Source organism: Streptomyces sp. NPDC087787 (assembly GCF_044743035.1).
Lineage (GTDB): Bacteria > Actinomycetota > Actinomycetes > Streptomycetales > Streptomycetaceae > Streptomyces.
Map to the genome: position 1 here is coordinate 233,058 of NZ_JBIUVQ010000006.1, position 18,752 is coordinate 251,809.

Here is an 18,752-nt window from a genome sequence, read left to right on the forward strand (position 1 = left end):
AACGGTACCACCTCATGGGGTCAGAGTGGTACCACTTAGGGGTGAACTCGCAACCGCCGCGTCACCCACACCCCCGTCAGGGCCACCGCCGCCATCGGGAGGAAGACCACCGCGAACGCCGCCGGGTGGGAGGCGGAGGCCGTGGTGGCGGTGGTGTGGGCCACCGTGCCGCCGCCGAGCGCGGCGAAGGCGGCGCCGCCCGCGGCGAGCAGGACGACGTTGGAGAGGGCGTCGGAGATCTGCAGGGCCGCGGAGTTGGTGCCGGCCTCCTCCGGGGCGGACAGCTGAAGCAGCAGCACGCTGGTGGAGGCGAGGACCAGGCCCATGCCGAGGCAGCCGAAGGCCCAGGCGACGGCGACCGTCCAGACCGGGACGGCGGCGATCAGCACACTGGGCGCGGCGGCGATGGCCGCGGCCACCAGCACCATCCCGATGGTCATCAGCCGCTCCCGGTACGGCGCCATCCGCGGCTGCGACTGCACCCACGAGCCCAGTGCCCAGGTGACCCCGCCGGCCGCGAGGGAGAACCCGGCCAGCGTCGGGGACAGCCCCCGCTGAGTGACGAGCATCAGCGGCACGAAGGACTCGGCGGCGATGAAGGAGCCCGCCGCGACCCCGCGCAGCAGCACGACGGACGGCAGCCCGCGCGCCGCCCGGTACGTGCCGCGCGGCAGCAGCCCCCGCACGGCCGGCACCAGCAGCGCGGCCCCCGCCGCTCCGGGCAGCAGCGACAGCCAGCGCAGGTCCTGGGCCGCGTACTGGAGCAGCCCGGCGCCCAGGGAGATGCCGAGGGCGAGCCGGATGCGGCGCAGGTCGAAGGAGGACTGCCCGGCGCCTTCCCCGGCGCCCTCGCCCACCGGACCGCCCGCCCGTCGCCGTATCTGCGGCAGGGCGATGGCGAGCGGGAACACCACGAGCACCGGAATGCCGACGAAGACCCAGCGCCAGCCCAGTTGCTCGGTCACCGCGCCCGAGGCGAGCGGGCCGACGATCGACGGGACCACCCAGGCCGCCGCGAACGCCGCCATGATCGACGGGCGCAGCCGCTCGGGGTAGGCCCGCCCGACGACGACGTACAGGGCGACGATGACCAGGCCGCCGCCGAGCCCCTGCACGGCGCGCCCGGCGATGAACACCCACATCGTGCCCGCCGTCCCGGCCAGCAGCAGCCCGGCCACGAACGAACCGATCCCCGCGGTCAGCGGGGCCAGGGGGCCGCGCCGGTCCGACCATTGTCCGGAAAGCACCATCCCGAACAGGCTGGTGGTGAAGAACCCCGAGAACGCGAACGCGTACAGCGACACCCCGTCCAGCTCCCGCGCGGCCACGGGCATGGCCGTGCCGACGGCGGTCGCCTCGAAGGCGATCAGCAGGACGACGGAGACGATCCCGATGCTCAGCGCCCGGTGGTCGCGGCTCAGCACGGTGTCGGCCGGCACGTCGTGGGGACCGGATCTGTCGGAGATGTCGGCGACCTCTGCGTCGCGCGGTTCCAGGGCGCTCATGGTCGCCAGGGTAAGGTGCGCAGCCTGCTTTGGCCCCTGTCGGGAGTACCCTCACGGCCGGGACCTTGGTCGTACGACCACCGTCCGAGCCCCCGGTTCATGAACGCCGCATGGCAGTCACGTTACGGCCCCCGCCCTGCCCTTGAGCCCCGGTCGCCCCCGCCCTACGGTCGATTTCACCGATTCCGGGCCGGCGAAGCCCCTTTCGCCCCCGACACGGCCGTGTGCCCGAATGGTTGAGGGACTCGCCTGCAAAGCGAGTTACGCGGGTTCGATTCCCGCCACGGCCTCCACTGGACGATGACGGCAGCGATGAGAGGAGTCGCTGCGATTACCACTCCGTAGCAGCTCCAAAACAGGTCAGGCCGGCGCCCCCTCGTCGGGCGGTTCAAAGAGCCCGTCAGCATGCTGACGGGCTCCTGGGAAAGACTGAGGCTAACCTGCCATCAGGTCAGATCGTCGGTGTCTCATCGACGACCTCTTTGTGCGGTTCGACAATGAATTTCCAGCCATCGCTGGGCTCCATGAATCGCACTCGGGTCGGGTAGATGTCCAAGGCGCGGCGGTCGCGGATCTGGCTGCTCGCGTTCTTCCGCCCCCGGGTCGGCTCCTCGAACAAGTCGACCTTGACATCCGGCACCGCGACGACTTCCTCACTCCAGCGCTGAACGATCCCCGCGCCGAAGGCGTCCCGGGCGGCGGAGTAGAGCGACTCCAGAGATTCCTTGTTCCCGTTGGGCACGAAGAGGGCGAGATTCAGGAGGACGCCGGCATTCTGTAGAACCTCGATTTCTTCCCCTGCCTCGTCGGCAACCCAGATCCCGGACTCTTCGGCATTGTCCGGGAGAACGCGGATTTCCTGACCGAATATCGTCCTCGCGATGAAGGACCCTCCCTCGAAATTCTTACCCGGCTCCGTAAGGGAAGCCGGGGCATAGCAGTCGAGAGGAAGGCCATCCATCTCCGCCGAGACGAAGATTTCATCCTGGCGGCTCAACTCCGAAACCTCTTCGGCCGTAAGACGTCGAGCCGTGACCTTCTCGGTATTCACGCCATTCCCCTTTTTTCGCGGCGTCCGGTGAATTCATTGAAACTCTACCACGAAAACGATCACTCAACTCCCGTTCAATTCCTACTGGGAGAAGAGCAGAAGGTTCCTCCCGCGTCACCGGCGAAACGTGGCAAGCGTAGAAAAATGAGCGAAACTCAGACGGCCGCCTCTCCGGTCGGGCGCTTCGCGCCCTGCCCCGACAGTCGCCTGCCGCGGCGTCGCCATCCGGCGGGACTTTCGGCCAGGAGCGTGGCGTGGGCAGCAACGTGGTACGCCGGGCACGCGAGCAGCCCGACGGGAATACAGGCCAAAGGGTGCGGTGCGAGTCTCGCCAAGGCCTGTCGTCGTACTGCCGGCCGAACGCGTCCGGATCAGGCCCTGACCTGCGCCGACGAACCCGCGAAGCGAGTTACGCGCGTTCGGTTCCCGCCACGGCCTCTCAGTGGGCGTGGGCGATCCGCCGGCGGCGCAGGAGCCAGAGGGTGAAGGCGAGGGTGGAGACGTCCTTGGTGAGGGGGGCCGGCGCGGAATCGGGACCGGTCCAGGTGAGGACCTCGCCGGTGGTGCCGTCGACCAGCAGGCTGCCGCCGTCGGCGAAGCGGCCGAGGCGTATCAACCGGTTGGCGCGGGCGGGGAGTTCGTCGGGCCAGAAGTCGTCGGAGCACTCGTCGGCGCAGAACTCGGCGAGCGTCGGCAGGGGCACGTCGGTGTCGGACTGGAGGAGTACGCCGTCCTCGGGCAGGCCCGTGTCGCGCAGGAAGCGGCGGGTGGGCTCGTGGGTGAGCGTGGCGGGAAAGTCAACGTCCTCGTAGCGCGCGATCCGGCCTCGGCCGAACTCACGGTGCAGCAGGTGCGCGCGCAGGTCGAGGGTCAGCCCGGAGGCCGTGCCGGGCCTGACGGCCAAAGCCGCCGGGCGGACGCGGGCCGCCGGGCGGACGGGAGCCGCCATCGGGCCGAACGCGAACTCGCCGTAGGAGCGGCGTGGTTCGCGGGCCCTCTCGGGCCGGGTGATCACCCTGACAACGGTGTCGGTCATGCTCATCGTCCCCCGTGCGGTTCAGTTCAGGTGCCGGGGCGGACCGCGTCCCGGCTGGTCGGGTCCGGGCGCTCCGTCTCGGGCGGCGGCCCTCGTCCCCACTGCCCGAAGACTACGCCCACTCACTGACAACGTCCCAAAACGGAAGACGCCGGGCGGGCGCCCGGCGTTCCTTTCCAGCCTGTCTCATCCAGCCTGTCTCACCGCGGGCGGCCGCCCCTCACTGCGCGGTCACCACCGCGGCCTGCGGCCGGATCGGCAGCCGGTTGACCGGACGGCCCGTGGCGGCGCGTACCGCGGAGGCGACGGCCGCGGGCGAGGTCACCACCGGCACCGCGCTGACCGCCTTGGCGCCGAAGGGGGCGACGACGTCCCGCTCCTCGACCAGTTTCACGATCCGGATGTCCGGCGCGTCCAGGGCGGTCGGCAGGGCGTAGCCGGTGAGGTCGGGGTGGCGGACCAGCCCGCGCGGGGTGCGCAGGTTCTCGGTGAGGGCGATGCCCACGCCCTGGGTGACGCCCCCCTCGATCCGGGCGGCGAGCTGGGCCGGGTTGAGCACCCGGCCCACGTCCTGGGCGAGGGCCATCTCCACGACCCGTACCGAGCCCAGCTCGATGTCCACGTCCACCACCGCGCGCACGGCGCAGAAGGCCAGGCCCACGAAGGCGTCGCCCTGGCCCGCCCCGTCCAGCGGCTCGGTGGGGTGCGGGCGGCACTGGGCGGTGGCCCACAGCTCCTTGCCGTCCAGCGCCTCCGTGACCGTGGTGGACAGCACGCCGTCGTACGACGTGATCTTGCCGTCGGTGATCTGGAGCAGCTCGGTGGACATGCCGAACTTGTGGGCGAGGGGCTGGAGGAGCTGGGTGCGGACCATCTTGGCCGCGCGTTCCACCGCGCCGCCCGACACCCAGGTGTGGCGGCCCCGGCAGCCGGCGCCGGCCGGCGGCTGGTCGGTGTCCACCGCGGCCACGTGCACCTCGTCGATGCCGAGGGTCTCCTGGACGATCTGCCGGGCGAGCGTCGTGAACCCCTGGCCGGACTCCACCGCCGCGCACAGCACCGTCGCCACGCCGCCCTGCACCCGCACGGTCGCCGTGGAGACCTCGTCGGCGCCCTCGGCGCCGAGCATGTGCACCATGCCCAGGCCGTAGCCCACGCCCCGGCGCACCGCGCCCGGTTCGCCCGCTCCCTCCAGGCCGCCGGGCAGCAGCCACTCCTCCTCGGGGACGTCCTTGGGCAGCGGCGGCAGGGGGTGGTCCCGTACCGCCTGGAGCAGTTCGGCGACCGGGGCCGGGCACGTCACCGTCTGGCCGGTCGGCAGTACGTCGCCGGTCGCCATGACGTTGCGCAGGCGCACCTCGGCCGGGTCCAGGCCGAGCTTCTTGGCCAGCTTGTCCATCTGCGCCTCGTAGGCGGCGCACACCTGCATCGCGCCCTCGCCGCGGACGTGCCCGGACGGCGGGTTGTTGGTGCGTACGGCCCAGCCCTCGATGAAGGCGTTCGGGACGACGTAGGGGCCGCAGGCGAAGGAGACGGCGGCGGCGAGGGCCTCGGAGGAGGTGTCGGCGTAGGCGCCCGCGTCCAGCAGGATCTGCGCCTCGACCTTGACCAACGTGCCCTCGGCGTCGGCGTGGTGACGGTAGCGCAGGAGCGTGGGATGGCGGTGCGGGTGACCCAGGAAGGACTCCTCGCGGGTCGCGGTGAGCTTCACCGGGCAGCCGGTCTTCAGGGCCAGCAGGCCGAGCGGGAGCTGGAAGCCCTGGTCCTCGCGGTCGGCCGTGGCGCCGGGCACGCCGGTGACGACGATCTTGACTCGATCGGGTTCCAGACCGTAGCAGGCGGCGAGCGCGTCGCGGTCGGTGTGCGGGTCGGTGGAGGCCAGGTACAGCTCCACGCCGCCGTCGGGGCGGGGCACCGCGAGGCCGGCCTCGGCGCCGATGGGGGCCGGGTCCTGGCGGCCGATGCGGTACAGGCCCTCGACGACGACCTCGCCGGCCGCCTCCGGGTCGCCGTGGCGCAGCGGGATGTGCCGGATCAGATTGCCGTCGGGGTGCAGCGGCTCGGCCTCGAAGGCCTGTTCGGGGTCGGTCACCGGGTCGAGCACCTCGTACTCGACGATGACGGCGGCGGCGGCCATCCGGGCGGTGTCCGGGTGGTCGGCGGCCACGGCCGCGATGGGCTCGCCGTGGTGGCGCACGACCTCGGAGGCGAACACGGGGCGGTCGGGCGTGCCGCGGCCGTGGACCGGACGGCCCGGGACGTCCTCGTGGGTGACGACGGCCCGGACGCCGGGCATCTCGCGCGCGTGTGCCGTGTCGATGGACACGATGCGCGCGTGCGGGTGCGGCGAGCGCAGCACGGCCGCCCACAGCAGGCCCTCGGCCCACAGGTCGGCCGCGTACGGGAAGGTGCCCTCCGTCTTGGCGCGGGCGTCGGCGGCGGGCAGTGAGGAGCCGAGACCGTGCGGCAGCGGTTCGGGTGCCGGGGCGGTCTCCGCGGCGGCGGTGGCGGCTTCGTTGCTCACGCCTGGCCTCCGTCCTGGCCGTAGGGGTCGTGCGGTGCCGGGGTGTCGAACGCGGAGGGGTGGATCCCGCCGGCGCCCGGACCCGCCTGGTGCGGGATGCGCGGTTCGTCGGCCTCCTGCTCGGCCTCGCCCGCCGCGGAGTGCGCCTCGCGTTCGGTGACGACTTCCTTGACGGCCTGGAGGACGCCGCGGTAGCCCGTGCAGCGGCACAGGTTGCCGCACAGCGCCTGGCGGGTCTCCAGTTCCGTCGGGTCCGGGTTGCCCTCCAGCAGGTCGTGCACGGTCATCGCCATGCCGGGCACGCAGAAGCCGCACTGCACCGCGCCGCACCGGGCGAGCGCCTGCTGCACGTCCGAGGGCCGGCCGTCCACGGCCAGTCCCTCGACCGTGCGCACCTCGCTGCTCGCCGCGGTGACCGCGGGCACCAGGCAGGAGGCGACCAGGCGTCCGTCGACCTGCACGTTGCAGGCGCCGCACTCGCCCTGCGAGCAGCCGTCCTTGGCGCCCGCGAGCCCGAGCCGCTCGCGCAGCACGTACAGCAGCGACTCGCCGATCCAGGCGTCGGTGACGGGCCGGTCCACGCCGTTGACGCGCAGCACGTACGAGGCGAGCGGGTGCTCGTCCTGCGGGGCCGCGGAAGCCCGGTCGTCCTGGGCGGCGGCGTCCGGCTGTCCGGCGTCCGGGCCCGGGGTGGCGGCCGCGTCGTCGGGGGTCGCGGAGCCGGAGTCCGTGGCGGGCTCCTCGGCGGCTCCGGAGGACGGCTGGGCGTCCTCGGCCGGACAGGGCCGCGCGGGGCGCCCGGTGGGCACCTCCGCGGCCTTGACGGGCCCTCGGCCGTCCTCGCCCGCCCCGGCCGCGCCGGAAGCGGGCCGCGGGGAGTCCGCGCCGGACTCCGCCGGGGACTCGGGCCGGGAAGACGAGTCCTGGGCGCCTCCCTGCGCGCGGAGTTGGGCGTCCTGCGCCGCCGGGGCGCCGCTGCCGTGCCTCTGGGCGGCGTCCGCGCCGGTTCCGGTCACCGCCGGCGGCAAGGGCCCGGCCGAGGCGGCCCGCGGCCCGGATTCCCCGGCCGTGTGCCCGTGCTCCGCCGGACGGCCGTCCACGCGGCCCGCGCCCGACGCCGACGCGCCGTCCGCGGTGGCCCCGTACGCGCCTTCCGGCGCCCCAGCACCGTGCCCGCCCTCGCCGGGCCGCCCGGCCGGGAAGGCGCCACCGGTCACACTCTCCGGGCCGGAAACCCCCGGCGACCGCACATTCCCACGCGCATCCGGCGCTCCGGCCGGGAACGCGCCCGTGGTCGGGGCGCCCACGGCGGGAGCCCCGGGCATGCGCCCGTCTCCACGCGTGCCGTCCGCCGCGGCCCCGTAGGCCGCTTCAGCCGCCTCGGCGCCGGGCCCGCCCGGGCGCCGGGCGTCCGTGGGCGCACCGTCCGGCCCGGCGCCGTGCGCGCCGGCCGGGTAGGCGCCTCCGGTCGGGCCGCCCGCGGCGGGAGCCCCCGGCATCCGCCCGTCTCCGCGCGTGTCGTACGCCGCTTCGGCCGGGCCCGCACCGGGTCCGCCCGGGAATGAGGCGTCGGCCGGGCCGTTCTCGTGGGGGCCGGGGTTCCCGGAATCGGGGCGGGGGCGGCTCCATGCCTGGCCGACCTCCTCCGTGGCCCAGGGGGCGGCGGCGCCGCCGGGAAGGGTGGACGGAGGGGTGCCGCCCCACTGCTGGACCAGGGACGACGTGGTGAACTCGCCTGATTCGTCCGGGATGTCACCCCCGGCGACGGGGATCGACCACTGCCCGGTCACGTCCTGCCCGGAGCCGGGCGGGACCTGGCCCGTCCGGCCCTCGTCGAAGTGCCACTGCTGGGTGGCCTCCGGACGGTAGGTGAACCGGTCGTCCGCGCCCGCGTCCTGCGGCACCGCGTTGGGGTCGGGCCACTGGGCGCCCTGCGCGGGCGCGCCCGGCACGGCCCAACCGCCGGGCGCCGCCGGGTCGGTGCCGTCCGCCGGGGCGGGCGTGACCGCTATCTGCGGCGGCACGTAGCCCTGGCCGGGCGCCGCGAGCGGGCTGTGGGCGGCGAGAAGGGCGTCGATGCCGCCCTCGGGCAGCTTCACGAACGCGGTGGCGCCGTCGTCGTACTCGCCCTGCGGCAGCGGGTCCCATCGGCCGCCGCTGCCCGGCGCGCCCTCCGCGTGCTGGTCGTCGGTCACGACAGCGCCCTCCCCAGTGCTCGTCGGGCCAGCGCGGCGACGGTGCGCCGCAGGTGCAGTACGGCGGGCGGAAGCTGCTGCACGGAGCCGTCCTCGGCCGGGACCGGATCGGGGATGCAGGCAGCGGCCACGTACTCGCCGAAGGCGGTCTGCGCCTCCGGGACGATCACGCGGCCGGCGTCCCAGTCGATGAGCTGGGCCACCCAGTGCTCGGCGTCCAGCGGCCGCAGCGGCATCGGCGCTATGGCGCCCACCGCGCACCGCACCCCGCGCCGGGCCGGGTCGAGGACCAGCGCCACGGACGCGACCGCGCGGCCCGGTCCGGTACGGCCGGTCGCCTTGAGGAAGACCTGGGGCGCGTGCAGCAGCGGCACGCGCACGAAGCCGATGAGCTCGCCCGCGCGGAGCATCTCCACGCCGGCCAGCAGGTGCGACACCGGGATCTCCCGGCGGGCTCCGCCCGGGCCCGCGATGATCAGGGTCGCCTCCAGGGCGGCCAGCACCGGCAGCGCGTCCCCGGTGGGGGCGGCGGAGGCGATGTTGCCGCCCAGGGTGCCCGCGTTGCGGATGTGCGGCGGGCCCGCGGCGCGCGCGGCGGCGGCCAGCGCCGGGATCAGGGCGGCGAAGTCGGGGCGCCCCATGCGCGCGTGGGTGAGTCCGGCGCCGAGCAGCGCGTGGCCGTCCTGGTACTGCCAGCCGCGGATCTCGCTGATCCGGCCGAGCCCGACCAGCGCGGTGGGCCTGAGCTGCCCGGAGTTGACGGCGGTCATGAGGTCGGTACCGCCGGCCACGGGCACCGCCGCGGGCATGGCGGTGAGTGCCGCCACCGCCTCGTTCAGTGTCGTGGGCAGCGTGACGGCCTGCGCCGCCTGAGGTGCGTGCGTGGTCAAAACCGGCTGCCCCTTCCCGCTGCCCCCACTGGTCCCACCTGTGCTGCCGTACGGTACGTGCTGACAGGCCGGACGTGGCAACTCTGGCACATCTTCGCAGGGCCCGAAGACAGGGGTCCGCTAGGTGGCATTCGCCCACCTCATCGGGGACATGGGCCGATTTGGCACGCCATCACCGGTGCGAGCGAATTCCCACTCTTCGCTGACTCTTGCGGACTTTTTCCGCCACCTGTTCGAGACGGCGGAACCGGCGAGCGGGGCCGCGGACGGAACCGGTCACCCCCCGGCGCGCCACCCCGCCCGGCTACCTCGACGGCGGAGGGCCCTCCAGAGGCCGCCCGAGGACGCCGGGACGCCGCTGCCACGGGCGCGGCCCGGTGGGCGGCCGGTACCCGACTCCCAGGGCGTCCAGACGCCCGTAGTGGGCGGTCATCCGCCGCTCGAAATCCGCGAAGTCCCGTTCCGCCGGGGCGGGCAGGGCGCTCCAGGCGACCTCGGCGAACGCGGCCAGCCTGGGGAAGGCCTGGTAGTCCACGCGTGCCTGATCCTCCATCACCTCGGTCCACACGTTGGCCTGCGTGCCCAGCACATGGCGGGCCTGCGCCTCGTCGAGCTCCGGAGGGACCGGCTCGAACCGGTAGACGTCCTCCAGGGTGCGCACGTAGCCGATCGGCACCGGCTCGTCCTCGCCCGGGGCCTGGCGGTGGTCCAGGTACACCTGCTGCTCGGGGCACATGACGACATCGTGGCCGGCCCGCGCGGCCGCGATCCCGCCCGCGTACCCGCGCCAGGACGACACCGCGGCCCCCGCCGCCAGACCGCCCTCCAGGATCTCGTCCCAGCCGATCATCCTGCGCCCGCGCGCGGTGAGCCAGGCGTCGAAGTGACCGATGAACCAGGACTGGAGCGCGTCCTCGCCGGCCAGCCCGAGTTCCGCGATCCGCGCCTGCGCGGCCGGCGAGGCCCGCCACTGCTCCTTGGGGCACTCGTCCCCGCCGATGTGGATGAAACTTGAGAACGCCGCGGACGCCGCGGACGCCGCGGACGCCGCGGACGCCCCGAACGCCGCGGAACCCGCGGATCCGGTGGAGGCCACGGCGTCCGCGGGGAACAGTTCGAGCAGTTCCTCGAAGACGCCCTCGTAGAAGCGCAGGGTGGCGTCGGTGGGGGCGAGGACGTTCGGGTTGACGCCCCAGTCGTCCCAGACGGTGAGGGCGGCGGTGTCGACGACGTCGGTGTTGCCGAGTTCCGGGTAGGCGGCGATGGCGGCCTGCGAGTGCCCGGGCACATCGATCTCGGGGACGACGGCGATGTGCCGTTCGGCGGCGTAGGCGACGATCTCGCGGATGTCGTCCTGGGTGTAGTGGCCGCCGTGCGGTTTGTCCTCCCACAGCGGGGACGCCCGGTGGCCGAATCTCGTCCGCGCCCGCCAGGATCCGACCTCCGTCAGCCTCGGGTACCGCTTGATCTCGACACGCCAGCCCTGGTCGTCCGTCAGGTGGAAGTGCAGCACGTTGAGTTTGTGCGCGGCCATCAGGTCGAGGTAGCGCAGGACGCCGTCCTTGGGCATGAAGTGGCGGGCCACGTCGAGCATCAGGCCGCGCCAGCGGAAGCGGGGGGCGTCCTCGATCACCCCCGCCGGGACCGCGTGGGCGGTGTCCGGCCGTACGGGGGCGCGCCGGAAGGCGTCGGGGCCGAGCAGCTGGCGCAGGGTCTGCGCACCCCAGAAGACCCCGGCCGGGGAGCCGCCGCGGATCTCGACGCCCTGCCCGGGCACGGCGGCGAGCCGGTACGCCTCGGGCTCCAGGGAGTCGTCCAGGCGCAGCCGTACGGAGTCCGGGTCGTCCTCGGCGCCGGGCGCGAGGGGCAGGCCGAGGGCCGCGCCGAGCGTGCCGCGCAGCCAGCGTTCGGTGCCGCCGGTGCCCTCTGCGGCCCACAGGGTGGTGCTCCGGTCGAGAGGGACGGCGCGGTCCGGGGAGCCGGCCGCGGCGCGCGGGGCCGGAATCACGTCGGTCATGCCCCCCATGGGTAGCGCCGGCCGCGACGCGGCGCAACGGGCGTTGCACATGGTGCACGAGCCCGGCGACGGCACGGGCCCCCGGGGCGCGCCGGAGCGTGCCTCGGGGGCCCTGAGAGTCTCTGCCGAGCGGGGAGCCGGTTACTTCTTCTTGTCGTCGCCGCCTTCGCCGCCGCCGCTCATGGATTCGTAGATCTCCTTGCACAGCGGGCAGACGGGGTACTTCTTCGGGTCGCGGCCCGGCACCCACACCTTGCCGCACAGCGCCACGACGGGCGTGCCGTCGAGGGCGCTCGCCATGATCTTGTCCTTCTGGACGTAGTGGGCGAAGCGCTCGTGGTCGCCGTCGCCGTGGGACACCTGCGGCGTCGGCTCGACGAGGGTCCCCGTACCAGTGCCGCGCTCGGGCTCGAGAGTGCTCATACCGCAAGGGTACTGAAGGCCCCGGGCATCAGTTGAGCGAAGGGTCGTCGGGATATGTGGCGACCATCGCCAGTTCGCTGCGCTGGCGGCGCAGCACCTCGCGCCAGAGCCGCTCGGGGGCCGGGCAGGACACGTCGCCGGGTTCCGACTCGACGACGTACCAGGCTCCTTCCTCCAGCTCGTCCTCCAGCTGGCCGGGTCCCCAGCCGGCGTATCCGGCGAAGATCCGCAGCGAGCCGAGGGCGGAGGCCAGCAGCTCGGGAGGTGCCTCAAGGTCGACGAGACCGATCGCGCCGTGCACCCGGCGCCAGCCCAGCGGGGCGCCCTCGCCGGAGCCGCCGGGGATGACGGCGACGCCGAGTGCGGAGTCCAGGGACACCGGGCCGCCCTGGAAGACGACGCCGGGCTCCCCGGCGAGGTCCGCCCAGCCCTCCAGGATGTCGCCCACGTCCACGGGCGTGGGACGGTTGAGGACGACACCGAGGGAGCCCTCCTCGTCGTGGTCGAGAAGGAGCACCACCGCGCGGTCGAAGTTCGGGTCCGCCAGGGCGGGCGTGGCCACGAGCAGCCGCCCTGTGAGCGAGGACACCTCGGTCATGCCAGACATGATCCCGCATCTTCCCTTCGCATGGGGAGCCAATCCGGCTACGGGGGTGAGCGCAGCTCACGGGACACGGAAGCGCCACCGGCGCACGGCGGCGGCGGTGACCGCACGTACCCGGCGCTCAACGGCGCGTGTCGGTGCGGGATCATGAGCCAACCCCGGGTGCCACGGGCTTTCTGCAGGGGGGCGCACGGCGACTACCCTGTCTCTCCGGCCCCCTCCGCAGTGATCGGCCGGCCACCTGCCCACCTCATCGGAACGCGAGATACATGACCGTCAACGGCACTGACGACGTACTGCTTGTCCATGGCGGAACCCCGCTGGAGGGCGAGATCCGAGTCCGCGGTGCGAAGAACCTCGTACCGAAGGCCATGGTCGCCGCCCTGCTGGGCGGTGAGCCAAGTCGCCTGCGCAACGTTCCGGACATCCGTGACGTGCGTGTCGTGCGCGGTCTGCTGCAACTGCACGGCGTGACGGTCCGTCCGGGTGACGAACCGGGCGAGCTGGTGCTCGACCCGACCCGGGTGGAGAGCGCCAACGTCGCCGACATCGATGCCCACGCGGGCTCCTCGCGCATTCCGATCCTGTTCTGCGGGCCGCTGCTGCACCGGCTGGGGCACGCGTTCATCCCCGGCCTGGGCGGCTGCGACATCGGCGGCCGGCCCATCGACTTCCACTTCGACGTGCTGCGGCAGTTCGGCGCGGTCATCGAGAAGCGGGCCGACGGGCAGTACCTGGAGGCCCCGCAGCGGCTGCGCGGCACGAAGATCCGGCTGCCGTACCCGTCCGTCGGCGCGACCGAGCAGGTGCTGCTGACGGCCGTGCTGGCCGAGGGTGTCACCGAGCTGTCCAACGCGGCCGTGGAGCCGGAGATCGAGGACCTGATCTGCGTTCTGCAGAAGATGGGCGCGATCATCGCGATGGACACCGACCGGACGATCCGGATCACGGGCGTGGAGAAGCTCGGCGGCTACGACCACCGGGCGCTCTCGGACAGGCTGGAGGCCGCGTCCTGGGCGTCGGCGGCGCTGGCGACCGAGGGCGACATCTACGTCCGCGGCGCGCAGCAGCGGTCGATGATGACCTTCCTGAACACCTACCGGAAGGTGGGCGGCGCGTTCCGGATCGACGACGAGGGCATCCGCTTCTGGCACCCGGGCAGCCAGTTGAAGTCCATAGCGCTGGAGACGGACGTGCACCCCGGTTTCCAGACGGACTGGCAGCAGCCGCTGGTGGTGGCCCTGACCCAGGCCACGGGCCTGTCGATCATCCACGAGACGGTGTACGAGTCGCGTCTGGGCTTCACCTCCGCGCTCAACCAGATGGGCGCGCACATCCAGCTCTACCGCGAGTGCCTGGGCGGCTCCGACTGCCGCTTCGGCCAGCGCAACTTCCTGCACTCCGCGGTGGTGTCGGGGCCGACCCGGCTCCAGGGCGCCGACCTGGTCATCCCGGACCTGCGCGGCGGCTTCTCCTACCTGATCGCGGCCCTGGCCGCCCAGGGCACGTCCCGCGTCCACGGCATCGACCTGATCAACCGCGGCTACGAGAACTTCATGGAGAAGCTCGTGGAGCTGGGCGCCAAGGTGGAGCTCCCGGGCCAGGCCCTCGGCTGACCGGTGCTCCCGGCCGGGCCCCGGATGATCCGGTCGGCCCGGCGGGCGCCCCAGAGCGCGTACGACAGTGGGGCGGCCCCTGGTGAGGGGCCGCCCCATTGGCGTTCGATGGCCTGGAAGGACCGGCCTACAGCGCCTCGTGCGCCGTCCCGCGGCGCACGAGACGGCTGGGTCACTTGCCCTTGGCCGCTTCCTTGAGCTTGCTGCCCGCGGAGACCTTCACGCTGTAGCCGGCCGGGATCTGGATCGGCTCGCCGGTCTGCGGGTTGCGAGCGGTGCGAGCGGCACGGTGGGTGCGCTCGAAGGTCAGGAAACCAGGGATGGTGACCTTCTCGTCCCCCTTGGAGACGATGTCGCCGACGACGTCGGCGAACGCGGCCAGCACGGCGTCGGCGTCCTTGCGGGTCACCTCGGCACGGTCGGCCAGCGCGGCCACCAGCTCACTGCGGTTCATGTTCTTACTCCCGTGTTCTTCTTGCCGTTGCGGCGAGGCCGCATGTTGGGCACAGCGAAGCCGATGCTGCCAGGGTCCTCGGTGAGTCCCCGGACCCGGGTCCGTCGCCGAACCCTCGCGCCCAGGGAGGCATCCTGCCCCCACCTGCGGCGCGAATGCCAATCCGGCACCCATAGGAGTCGTGAGAACACCCTTGGGAGTCACACGAAGAGATGCCCGAGCATGGCCGTCACGATAAGGCTCCGCCGACGGCGGGGTGCCTCGCGACGCGCCGGTTTCCCGGCGCGGTGGCAATCATCACGCCGTCGCCGCCGACTTCGCGGCCGCCTCCCGGACCGCTCCGGCCACCGCACCGGCGACCTTGTCGTTGAAGACGCTCGGAATGATGTAGTTCGGGTTCAGCTCGTCCCCGGTGACCACGTCGGCCAGGGCCTGCGCGGCGGCCAGCATCATCTCCGTGTTGACGGTACGGGACTGCGCGTCCAGCAGGCCGCGGAAGACACCCGGGAAGACCAGCACGTTGTTGATCTGGTTGGGGAAGTCGGAGCGGCCGGTGGCCACAACTGCCGCTGTCTGACGGGCGATTGCCGGGTCCACCTCGGGGTCGGGGTTCGCGAGCGCGAACACGATCGCACCCTCCGCCATGGCGGCCACGTCGTCGCCGTCGAGCACGTTGGGCGCCGAGACGCCGATGAAGACGTCCGCGTCGTGCACGGCCTCCTTCAGGGTGCCGGTCAGGCCCTCCGGGTTGGTGTTGTCCGCGATCCAGCGCAGCGGGGAGTCCGGGGCGGCGCCGACGAGGTCCTCACGGCCGGCGTGCACCACGCCGTGGATGTCGGCGACGACGGCGTTCTTCACGCCCGCGGCGAGCAGCAGGCGCAGGATCGCCGTGCCGGCGGCGCCGGCGCCTGACATCACCACGCGCACGCTGTCGATCGACTTGCCGACCACGCGCAGCGCGTTGGTCAGCGAGGCGAGCACGACGATCGCGGTGCCGTGCTGGTCGTCGTGGAAGACGGGGATGTCGAGGGCCTCGCGCAGCCGGGCCTCGATCTCGAAGCAGCGGGGCGCGGAGATGTCCTCCAGGTTGATGCCCGCGAAGCCGGGGGCGATCGCCTTGACGATCTCGACGATCGCGTCGCTGTCCTGGGTGTCCAGGCAGATCGGCCAGGCGTCGATGCCGGCGAAGCGCTTGAAGAGGGCCGCCTTGCCCTCCATGACCGGGAGGGCGGCCTTGGGGCCGATGTTGCCCAGGCCGAGGACGGCCGAGCCGTCCGTCACGACCGCAACGGAGTTGCGCTTGATGGTCAGGCGCCGGGCGTCCTCGGGGTTCTCCGCGATCGCCATGCACACGCGGGCCACACCGGGGGTGTAGACCATGGACAGGTCGTCACGGTTGCGGATGGGGTGCTTGGACGCCATCTCGATCTTGCCGCCGAGGTGCATGAGGAACGTACGGTCCGAGACCTTGCCCAGCGTGACGCCCTCGATGCCGCGCAGCTTCTCGACGATCTCCTCGGCGTGGGCCGTCGAGGTGGCCGCGATGGTGACGTCGATACGGAGCCGCTCGTGGCCCGACGCGGTGACGTCGAGGCCGGTCACCGAGCCTCCGGAGGACTCCACGGCCGTGGTGAGCTGCGATACGGCGGTTCCGCCCGCCGGCACCTCCAGACGGATGGTCATCGAGTAGGAGACGCTGGGCGCCGTTGCCATGGCCGACTTCCTCTGCTTTCACCGTGTCGCGAAGTTCTGCCGTCCGATCGTCGCACCTACCCCTGGGTACGTGGTAGTCGCCCCGGGTTGCGGACGTAGTGTTCACCGGGAGGTGCCGATTTCGGAAACGGAATTTCACCATACGAGAAGTGTCGCGGTGGCGAAAGATGCGGGAGCGACAAAAGAGGCCCACGTCACATCGTGACGTGGGCCTCTGGGAGGTTGTATGACACCGACCCGCCATGCTCGCCTCGCGGCAAGTGGTCGCTCGTAGCGACAAAGGTTGGGCCCGGGGGCTTGGATCGGGCCGGTGCCGTATCCAGGCTAACAAACGGATCCCCGGTGGCCATTCCCGTCGCCGAGGTTCACCCGTTGTTCAGTCCCTCAGCAGATCCGGCACCCCGGCCCCGTCCGGCTCGTCCCGCTCCGCGGAGACCACCGTCAGCTGCTGGGTGGCCCTGGTCAGGGCCACGTACAGGACCCGCAGGCCGGCCGGGGACTCGTCCGCGATCTCCGCGGGCGAGACGACGATCGTCGCGTCGTACTCCAGGCCCTTGGCCTCCAGGCTGCCGAGCGCCACCACCCGGTCACCCAGCCCGGCCAGCCAGCGCCGGGCCTCCTCGCGCCGGTTCATGGCGACGACCACGCCGACCGTGCCGTCGACCAGGTCGAGGAGCCGTTCCGCCTCCGCCCGCACGCTCTTCTCCAGCGAGCCCCGGACGACGGCGAAGCGCGGCTCCACGCCGGTGGAGCGCACGGCCGTCGGCGCGGTGGAGCCCGGCATGGCCAGGGCGAGGACCTTCGAGGCCAGCTCGGCGATCTCGGCCGGGTTGCGGTAGTTCACGGTCAGCTCGAAGCGGCGGCGCGGCCGGGTGCCCAGGGCCTCGTCGCGGGCCTGGGCCGCCTCGTCCGGGTCGGACCAGGAGGACTGGGCGGGGTCGCCCACGACCGTCCAGGTGGCGTGCCGGCCGCGGCGGCCGACCATCCGCCACTGCATGGGCGTGAGGTCCTGCGCCTCGTCCACGATGACGTGCGCGTACTCGGTGCGCTCCTGCGCGAGGCGCTCCGCCCGCTCCCGCTGCGACTCCTCGCGCACCGGCATCAGCTCCTCCAGACCGCTGAGCTGGTCCAGCGGATCCAGTTCACGCTTCCGGCGCGGGCGGGCCGGGGTGCCGAGGATCGCCTGGAGCTCGTCGAGCAGGGCGATGTCGTGCACCGAGTGGCCGCCGCGCCGCAGCGAGCGGGCCACCCGGCGCACCTCCCCCGGGTTGAGGATCCGGCGCGCCCAGCGGCCCAGCCGCCGCTCGTCGGCCATGGCGGCGAGCACCGCCGGCGGGGCCAGCTCCGGCCACCAGGCGTCGAGGAAGGCGGCGAAGGAGTCCTCGCCGGTGACGTCCTCGTCGAAGGAGGAGCGCAGTTCGGCCGCGAGTTCCGGGTCCGTGTGCCGGCCGGCGGCGCCCGACTTCTCCCACAGGGCGTCAAGGAGCAGCTTGCGGGCGCGCGGGCGCAGCAGGTTCACCGGCGCGGTGCCGCCGAGGGCGGTGCGCCGGATGTGGTCGAGTTCTCCGGCCTCCAGCTCCAGCCGACGGCCGAAGGCGACGACCCGCAGCCGGTCCGGTGCGCCGTTGGACTCCAGTGCGCCCCGCGCGGCCTTGCGCAGCACCTTCAGCATCCGGTACGAGCCCTTGGCCCGGGCCACCGACGGGGAGTCGTACAGCGTCGCCTCGGCGCCGTCGACGAGCGAGCCGATCGCCCGGACGGCGACCTGGCCCTCCTCGCCGAGCGAGGGCAGCACGCCCTCGGTGTAGGCCACGAGCAGCGGCGTCGGGGAGACGATCAGGATGCCGCCCGCGTAGCGGCGGCGGTCCTGGTAGAGCAGGTAGGCCGCCCGGTGCAGCGCGACCGCCGTCTTCCCCGTTCCGGGGCCGCCCTCGACGTACGTCACCGAGGCGGCGGGGGCGCGGATGACCAGGTCCTGCTCGGCCTGGATGGAGGAGACGATGTCCCGCATGGTGTGGCCGCGGGACCGGCCGAGCGCGGCCATCAGCGCGCCGTCGCCGATCGCGGGCAGCTCGTGGCCGTCGAGGTACGCCCTCAGCTCGGGACGCATCAGATCGTCCTCGACGCCGAGCACGCGCCGCCCCTTGGAACGGATGACGCGCCGGCGCACGACCCGGCCGGGGTCGACCGGGGTGGAGCGGTAGAAGGGCGCGGCGGCCGGTGCCCGCCAGTCGATGACCAGCGGGGAGTAGTCCTCGTCGAGGACGCCGATACGGCCGATGTGCAGGGTCTCGGCGATGTCCGCCGTGCCGTCCTCGCGGACCGCGCCCTCGGCCGGCTCCACCGCCGTGTACGCGCCGTCCGGGCCCTTCCTGCCGTCCTTGCCGAGCAGCAGGTCGACCCGGCCGAAGAGGAAGTCCTCGAACTCGTTGTTCAGCCGGTTGAGGTGGACGCCCGCCCGGAAGACCTGCGCGTCGCGCTCGGCCAGCGCGCCGGGCGTGCCCACCTGGCCGCGCTGGGCCGCGTCACGCATGAGGAACTCGGCCTCGTGGATCTTCTCCTCGAGGCGGCGGTACACCCGGTCCAGGTGCTGCTGTTCCACACTGATCTCACGGTCCCGTACGGAGTCGTGCGCCGCTTCGTGCGCTGCGCCGTGGACCGATCCGACCGCGGAATCCTGTTGAGCCTGTGCGGCCACCGGGCCCCCTTCTGACGTGCTGGGCA

General features: G+C 73.0%; 13 protein-coding genes and 1 tRNA gene. 2 read left to right on the top strand and 12 right to left on the bottom strand.

The window, feature by feature from the left end:
* Window positions 1-35 precede the first annotated feature (35 nt).
* Window positions 36-1,505 (bottom strand): MFS transporter, encoded by a 1,470-nt coding sequence (locus ACIOWN_RS12570; protein ID WP_362348177.1) that lies wholly within the window; start codon window positions 1,503-1,505, stop codon window positions 36-38.
* Window positions 1,506-1,723: 218 nt separating this feature from the next.
* Between ACIOWN_RS12570 and ACIOWN_RS12575 the strand changes: the two genes are divergently transcribed.
* A tRNA-Cys gene (locus ACIOWN_RS12575) sits at window positions 1,724-1,798 on the top strand.
* A 158-nt stretch (window positions 1,799-1,956) separates the two neighbouring features.
* Here ACIOWN_RS12575 and ACIOWN_RS12580 read toward each other — a convergent pair.
* From ACIOWN_RS12580 to ACIOWN_RS12615, 8 genes are all read right to left on the bottom strand, one after another.
* Complete coding sequence (locus ACIOWN_RS12580) at window positions 1,957-2,556, bottom strand: hypothetical protein (protein ID WP_401982023.1); 600 nt, start codon at window positions 2,554-2,556, stop codon at window positions 1,957-1,959.
* Between the two features lie 439 nt (window positions 2,557-2,995).
* Window positions 2,996-3,592: an SUKH-4 family immunity protein gene (locus ACIOWN_RS12585; RefSeq protein WP_401982026.1), complete on the bottom strand. Its 597-nt coding sequence runs from the start codon at window positions 3,590-3,592 to the stop codon at window positions 2,996-2,998.
* A 220-nt stretch (window positions 3,593-3,812) separates the two neighbouring features.
* Window positions 3,813-6,116, bottom strand: coding sequence for a molybdopterin cofactor-binding domain-containing protein (locus ACIOWN_RS12590; protein ID WP_362348182.1), 2,304 nt, complete (start codon window positions 6,114-6,116; stop codon window positions 3,813-3,815).
* Complete coding sequence (locus tag ACIOWN_RS12595) at window positions 6,113-8,311, bottom strand: 2Fe-2S iron-sulfur cluster-binding protein (protein WP_401982030.1); 2,199 nt, start codon at window positions 8,309-8,311, stop codon at window positions 6,113-6,115. Before ACIOWN_RS12595 ends, ACIOWN_RS12590 begins: the two co-directional genes overlap by 4 nt.
* Complete coding sequence (locus tag ACIOWN_RS12600; protein ID WP_100569319.1) at window positions 8,308-9,201, bottom strand: xanthine dehydrogenase family protein subunit M; 894 nt, start codon at window positions 9,199-9,201, stop codon at window positions 8,308-8,310. Before ACIOWN_RS12600 ends, ACIOWN_RS12595 begins: the two co-directional genes overlap by 4 nt.
* Window positions 9,202-9,505: 304 nt before the next feature.
* The gene (locus tag ACIOWN_RS12605; RefSeq protein WP_401982033.1) at window positions 9,506-11,218 is read right to left on the bottom strand and encodes a beta-N-acetylhexosaminidase; all 1,713 of its coding nucleotides are present in this window, start codon (window positions 11,216-11,218) and stop codon (window positions 9,506-9,508) included.
* A gap of 141 nt (window positions 11,219-11,359) precedes the next feature.
* The gene (locus ACIOWN_RS12610; RefSeq protein ID WP_141360526.1) at window positions 11,360-11,641 is read right to left on the bottom strand and encodes a DUF3039 domain-containing protein; all 282 of its coding nucleotides are present in this window, start codon (window positions 11,639-11,641) and stop codon (window positions 11,360-11,362) included.
* A gap of 28 nt (window positions 11,642-11,669) precedes the next feature.
* The gene (locus ACIOWN_RS12615; protein ID WP_199836654.1) at window positions 11,670-12,239 is read right to left on the bottom strand and encodes a YqgE/AlgH family protein; all 570 of its coding nucleotides are present in this window, start codon (window positions 12,237-12,239) and stop codon (window positions 11,670-11,672) included.
* Between the two features lie 275 nt (window positions 12,240-12,514).
* On the opposite strand from ACIOWN_RS12615, the gene murA reads away from it, so the two are divergent.
* The gene (gene murA / locus ACIOWN_RS12620) at window positions 12,515-13,861 is read left to right on the top strand and encodes a UDP-N-acetylglucosamine 1-carboxyvinyltransferase (RefSeq protein ID WP_326802665.1); all 1,347 of its coding nucleotides are present in this window, start codon (window positions 12,515-12,517) and stop codon (window positions 13,859-13,861) included.
* A gap of 172 nt (window positions 13,862-14,033) precedes the next feature.
* Here murA and ACIOWN_RS12625 read toward each other — a convergent pair whose 3' ends face one another.
* From ACIOWN_RS12625 to ACIOWN_RS12635, 3 genes are all read right to left on the bottom strand, one after another.
* Entirely contained in the window at window positions 14,034-14,315 is a 282-nt protein-coding gene (locus ACIOWN_RS12625) for an HU family DNA-binding protein (RefSeq protein WP_003990598.1), read from the bottom strand.
* A gap of 297 nt (window positions 14,316-14,612) precedes the next feature.
* Window positions 14,613-16,028: an NAD-dependent malic enzyme gene (locus ACIOWN_RS12630; protein WP_362348186.1), complete on the bottom strand. Its 1,416-nt coding sequence runs from the start codon at window positions 16,026-16,028 to the stop codon at window positions 14,613-14,615.
* A 376-nt stretch (window positions 16,029-16,404) separates the two neighbouring features.
* Window positions 16,405-18,726, bottom strand: coding sequence for a UvrD-helicase domain-containing protein (locus ACIOWN_RS12635; RefSeq protein WP_362348188.1), 2,322 nt, complete (start codon window positions 18,724-18,726; stop codon window positions 16,405-16,407).
* Window positions 18,727-18,752: the final 26 nt, after the last annotated feature.

What these genes read in the sequence shown, in the direction of transcription:
- ACIOWN_RS12585 (WP_401982026.1), bottom strand. Translation starts at nt 3,592, where the DNA reads ATGACCGACACCGTTGTCAGGGTGATCACCCGGCCCGAGAGGGCCCGC.
- ACIOWN_RS12630 (WP_362348186.1), bottom strand. Translation starts at nt 16,028, where the DNA reads ATGGCAACGGCGCCCAGCGTCTCCTACTCGATGACCATCCGTCTGGAG.
- murA (WP_326802665.1), top strand. Translation starts at nt 12,515, where the DNA reads ATGACCGTCAACGGCACTGACGACGTACTGCTTGTCCATGGCGGAACC.
- ACIOWN_RS12605 (WP_401982033.1), bottom strand. Translation starts at nt 11,218, where the DNA reads ATGACCGACGTGATTCCGGCCCCGCGCGCCGCGGCCGGCTCCCCGGAC.
- ACIOWN_RS12610 (WP_141360526.1), bottom strand. Translation starts at nt 11,641, where the DNA reads ATGAGCACTCTCGAGCCCGAGCGCGGCACTGGTACGGGGACCCTCGTC.
- ACIOWN_RS12625 (WP_003990598.1), bottom strand. Translation starts at nt 14,315, where the DNA reads ATGAACCGCAGTGAGCTGGTGGCCGCGCTGGCCGACCGTGCCGAGGTG.
- ACIOWN_RS12615 (WP_199836654.1), bottom strand. Translation starts at nt 12,239, where the DNA reads ATGACCGAGGTGTCCTCGCTCACAGGGCGGCTGCTCGTGGCCACGCCC.
- ACIOWN_RS12570 (WP_362348177.1), bottom strand. Translation starts at nt 1,505, where the DNA reads ATGAGCGCCCTGGAACCGCGCGACGCAGAGGTCGCCGACATCTCCGAC.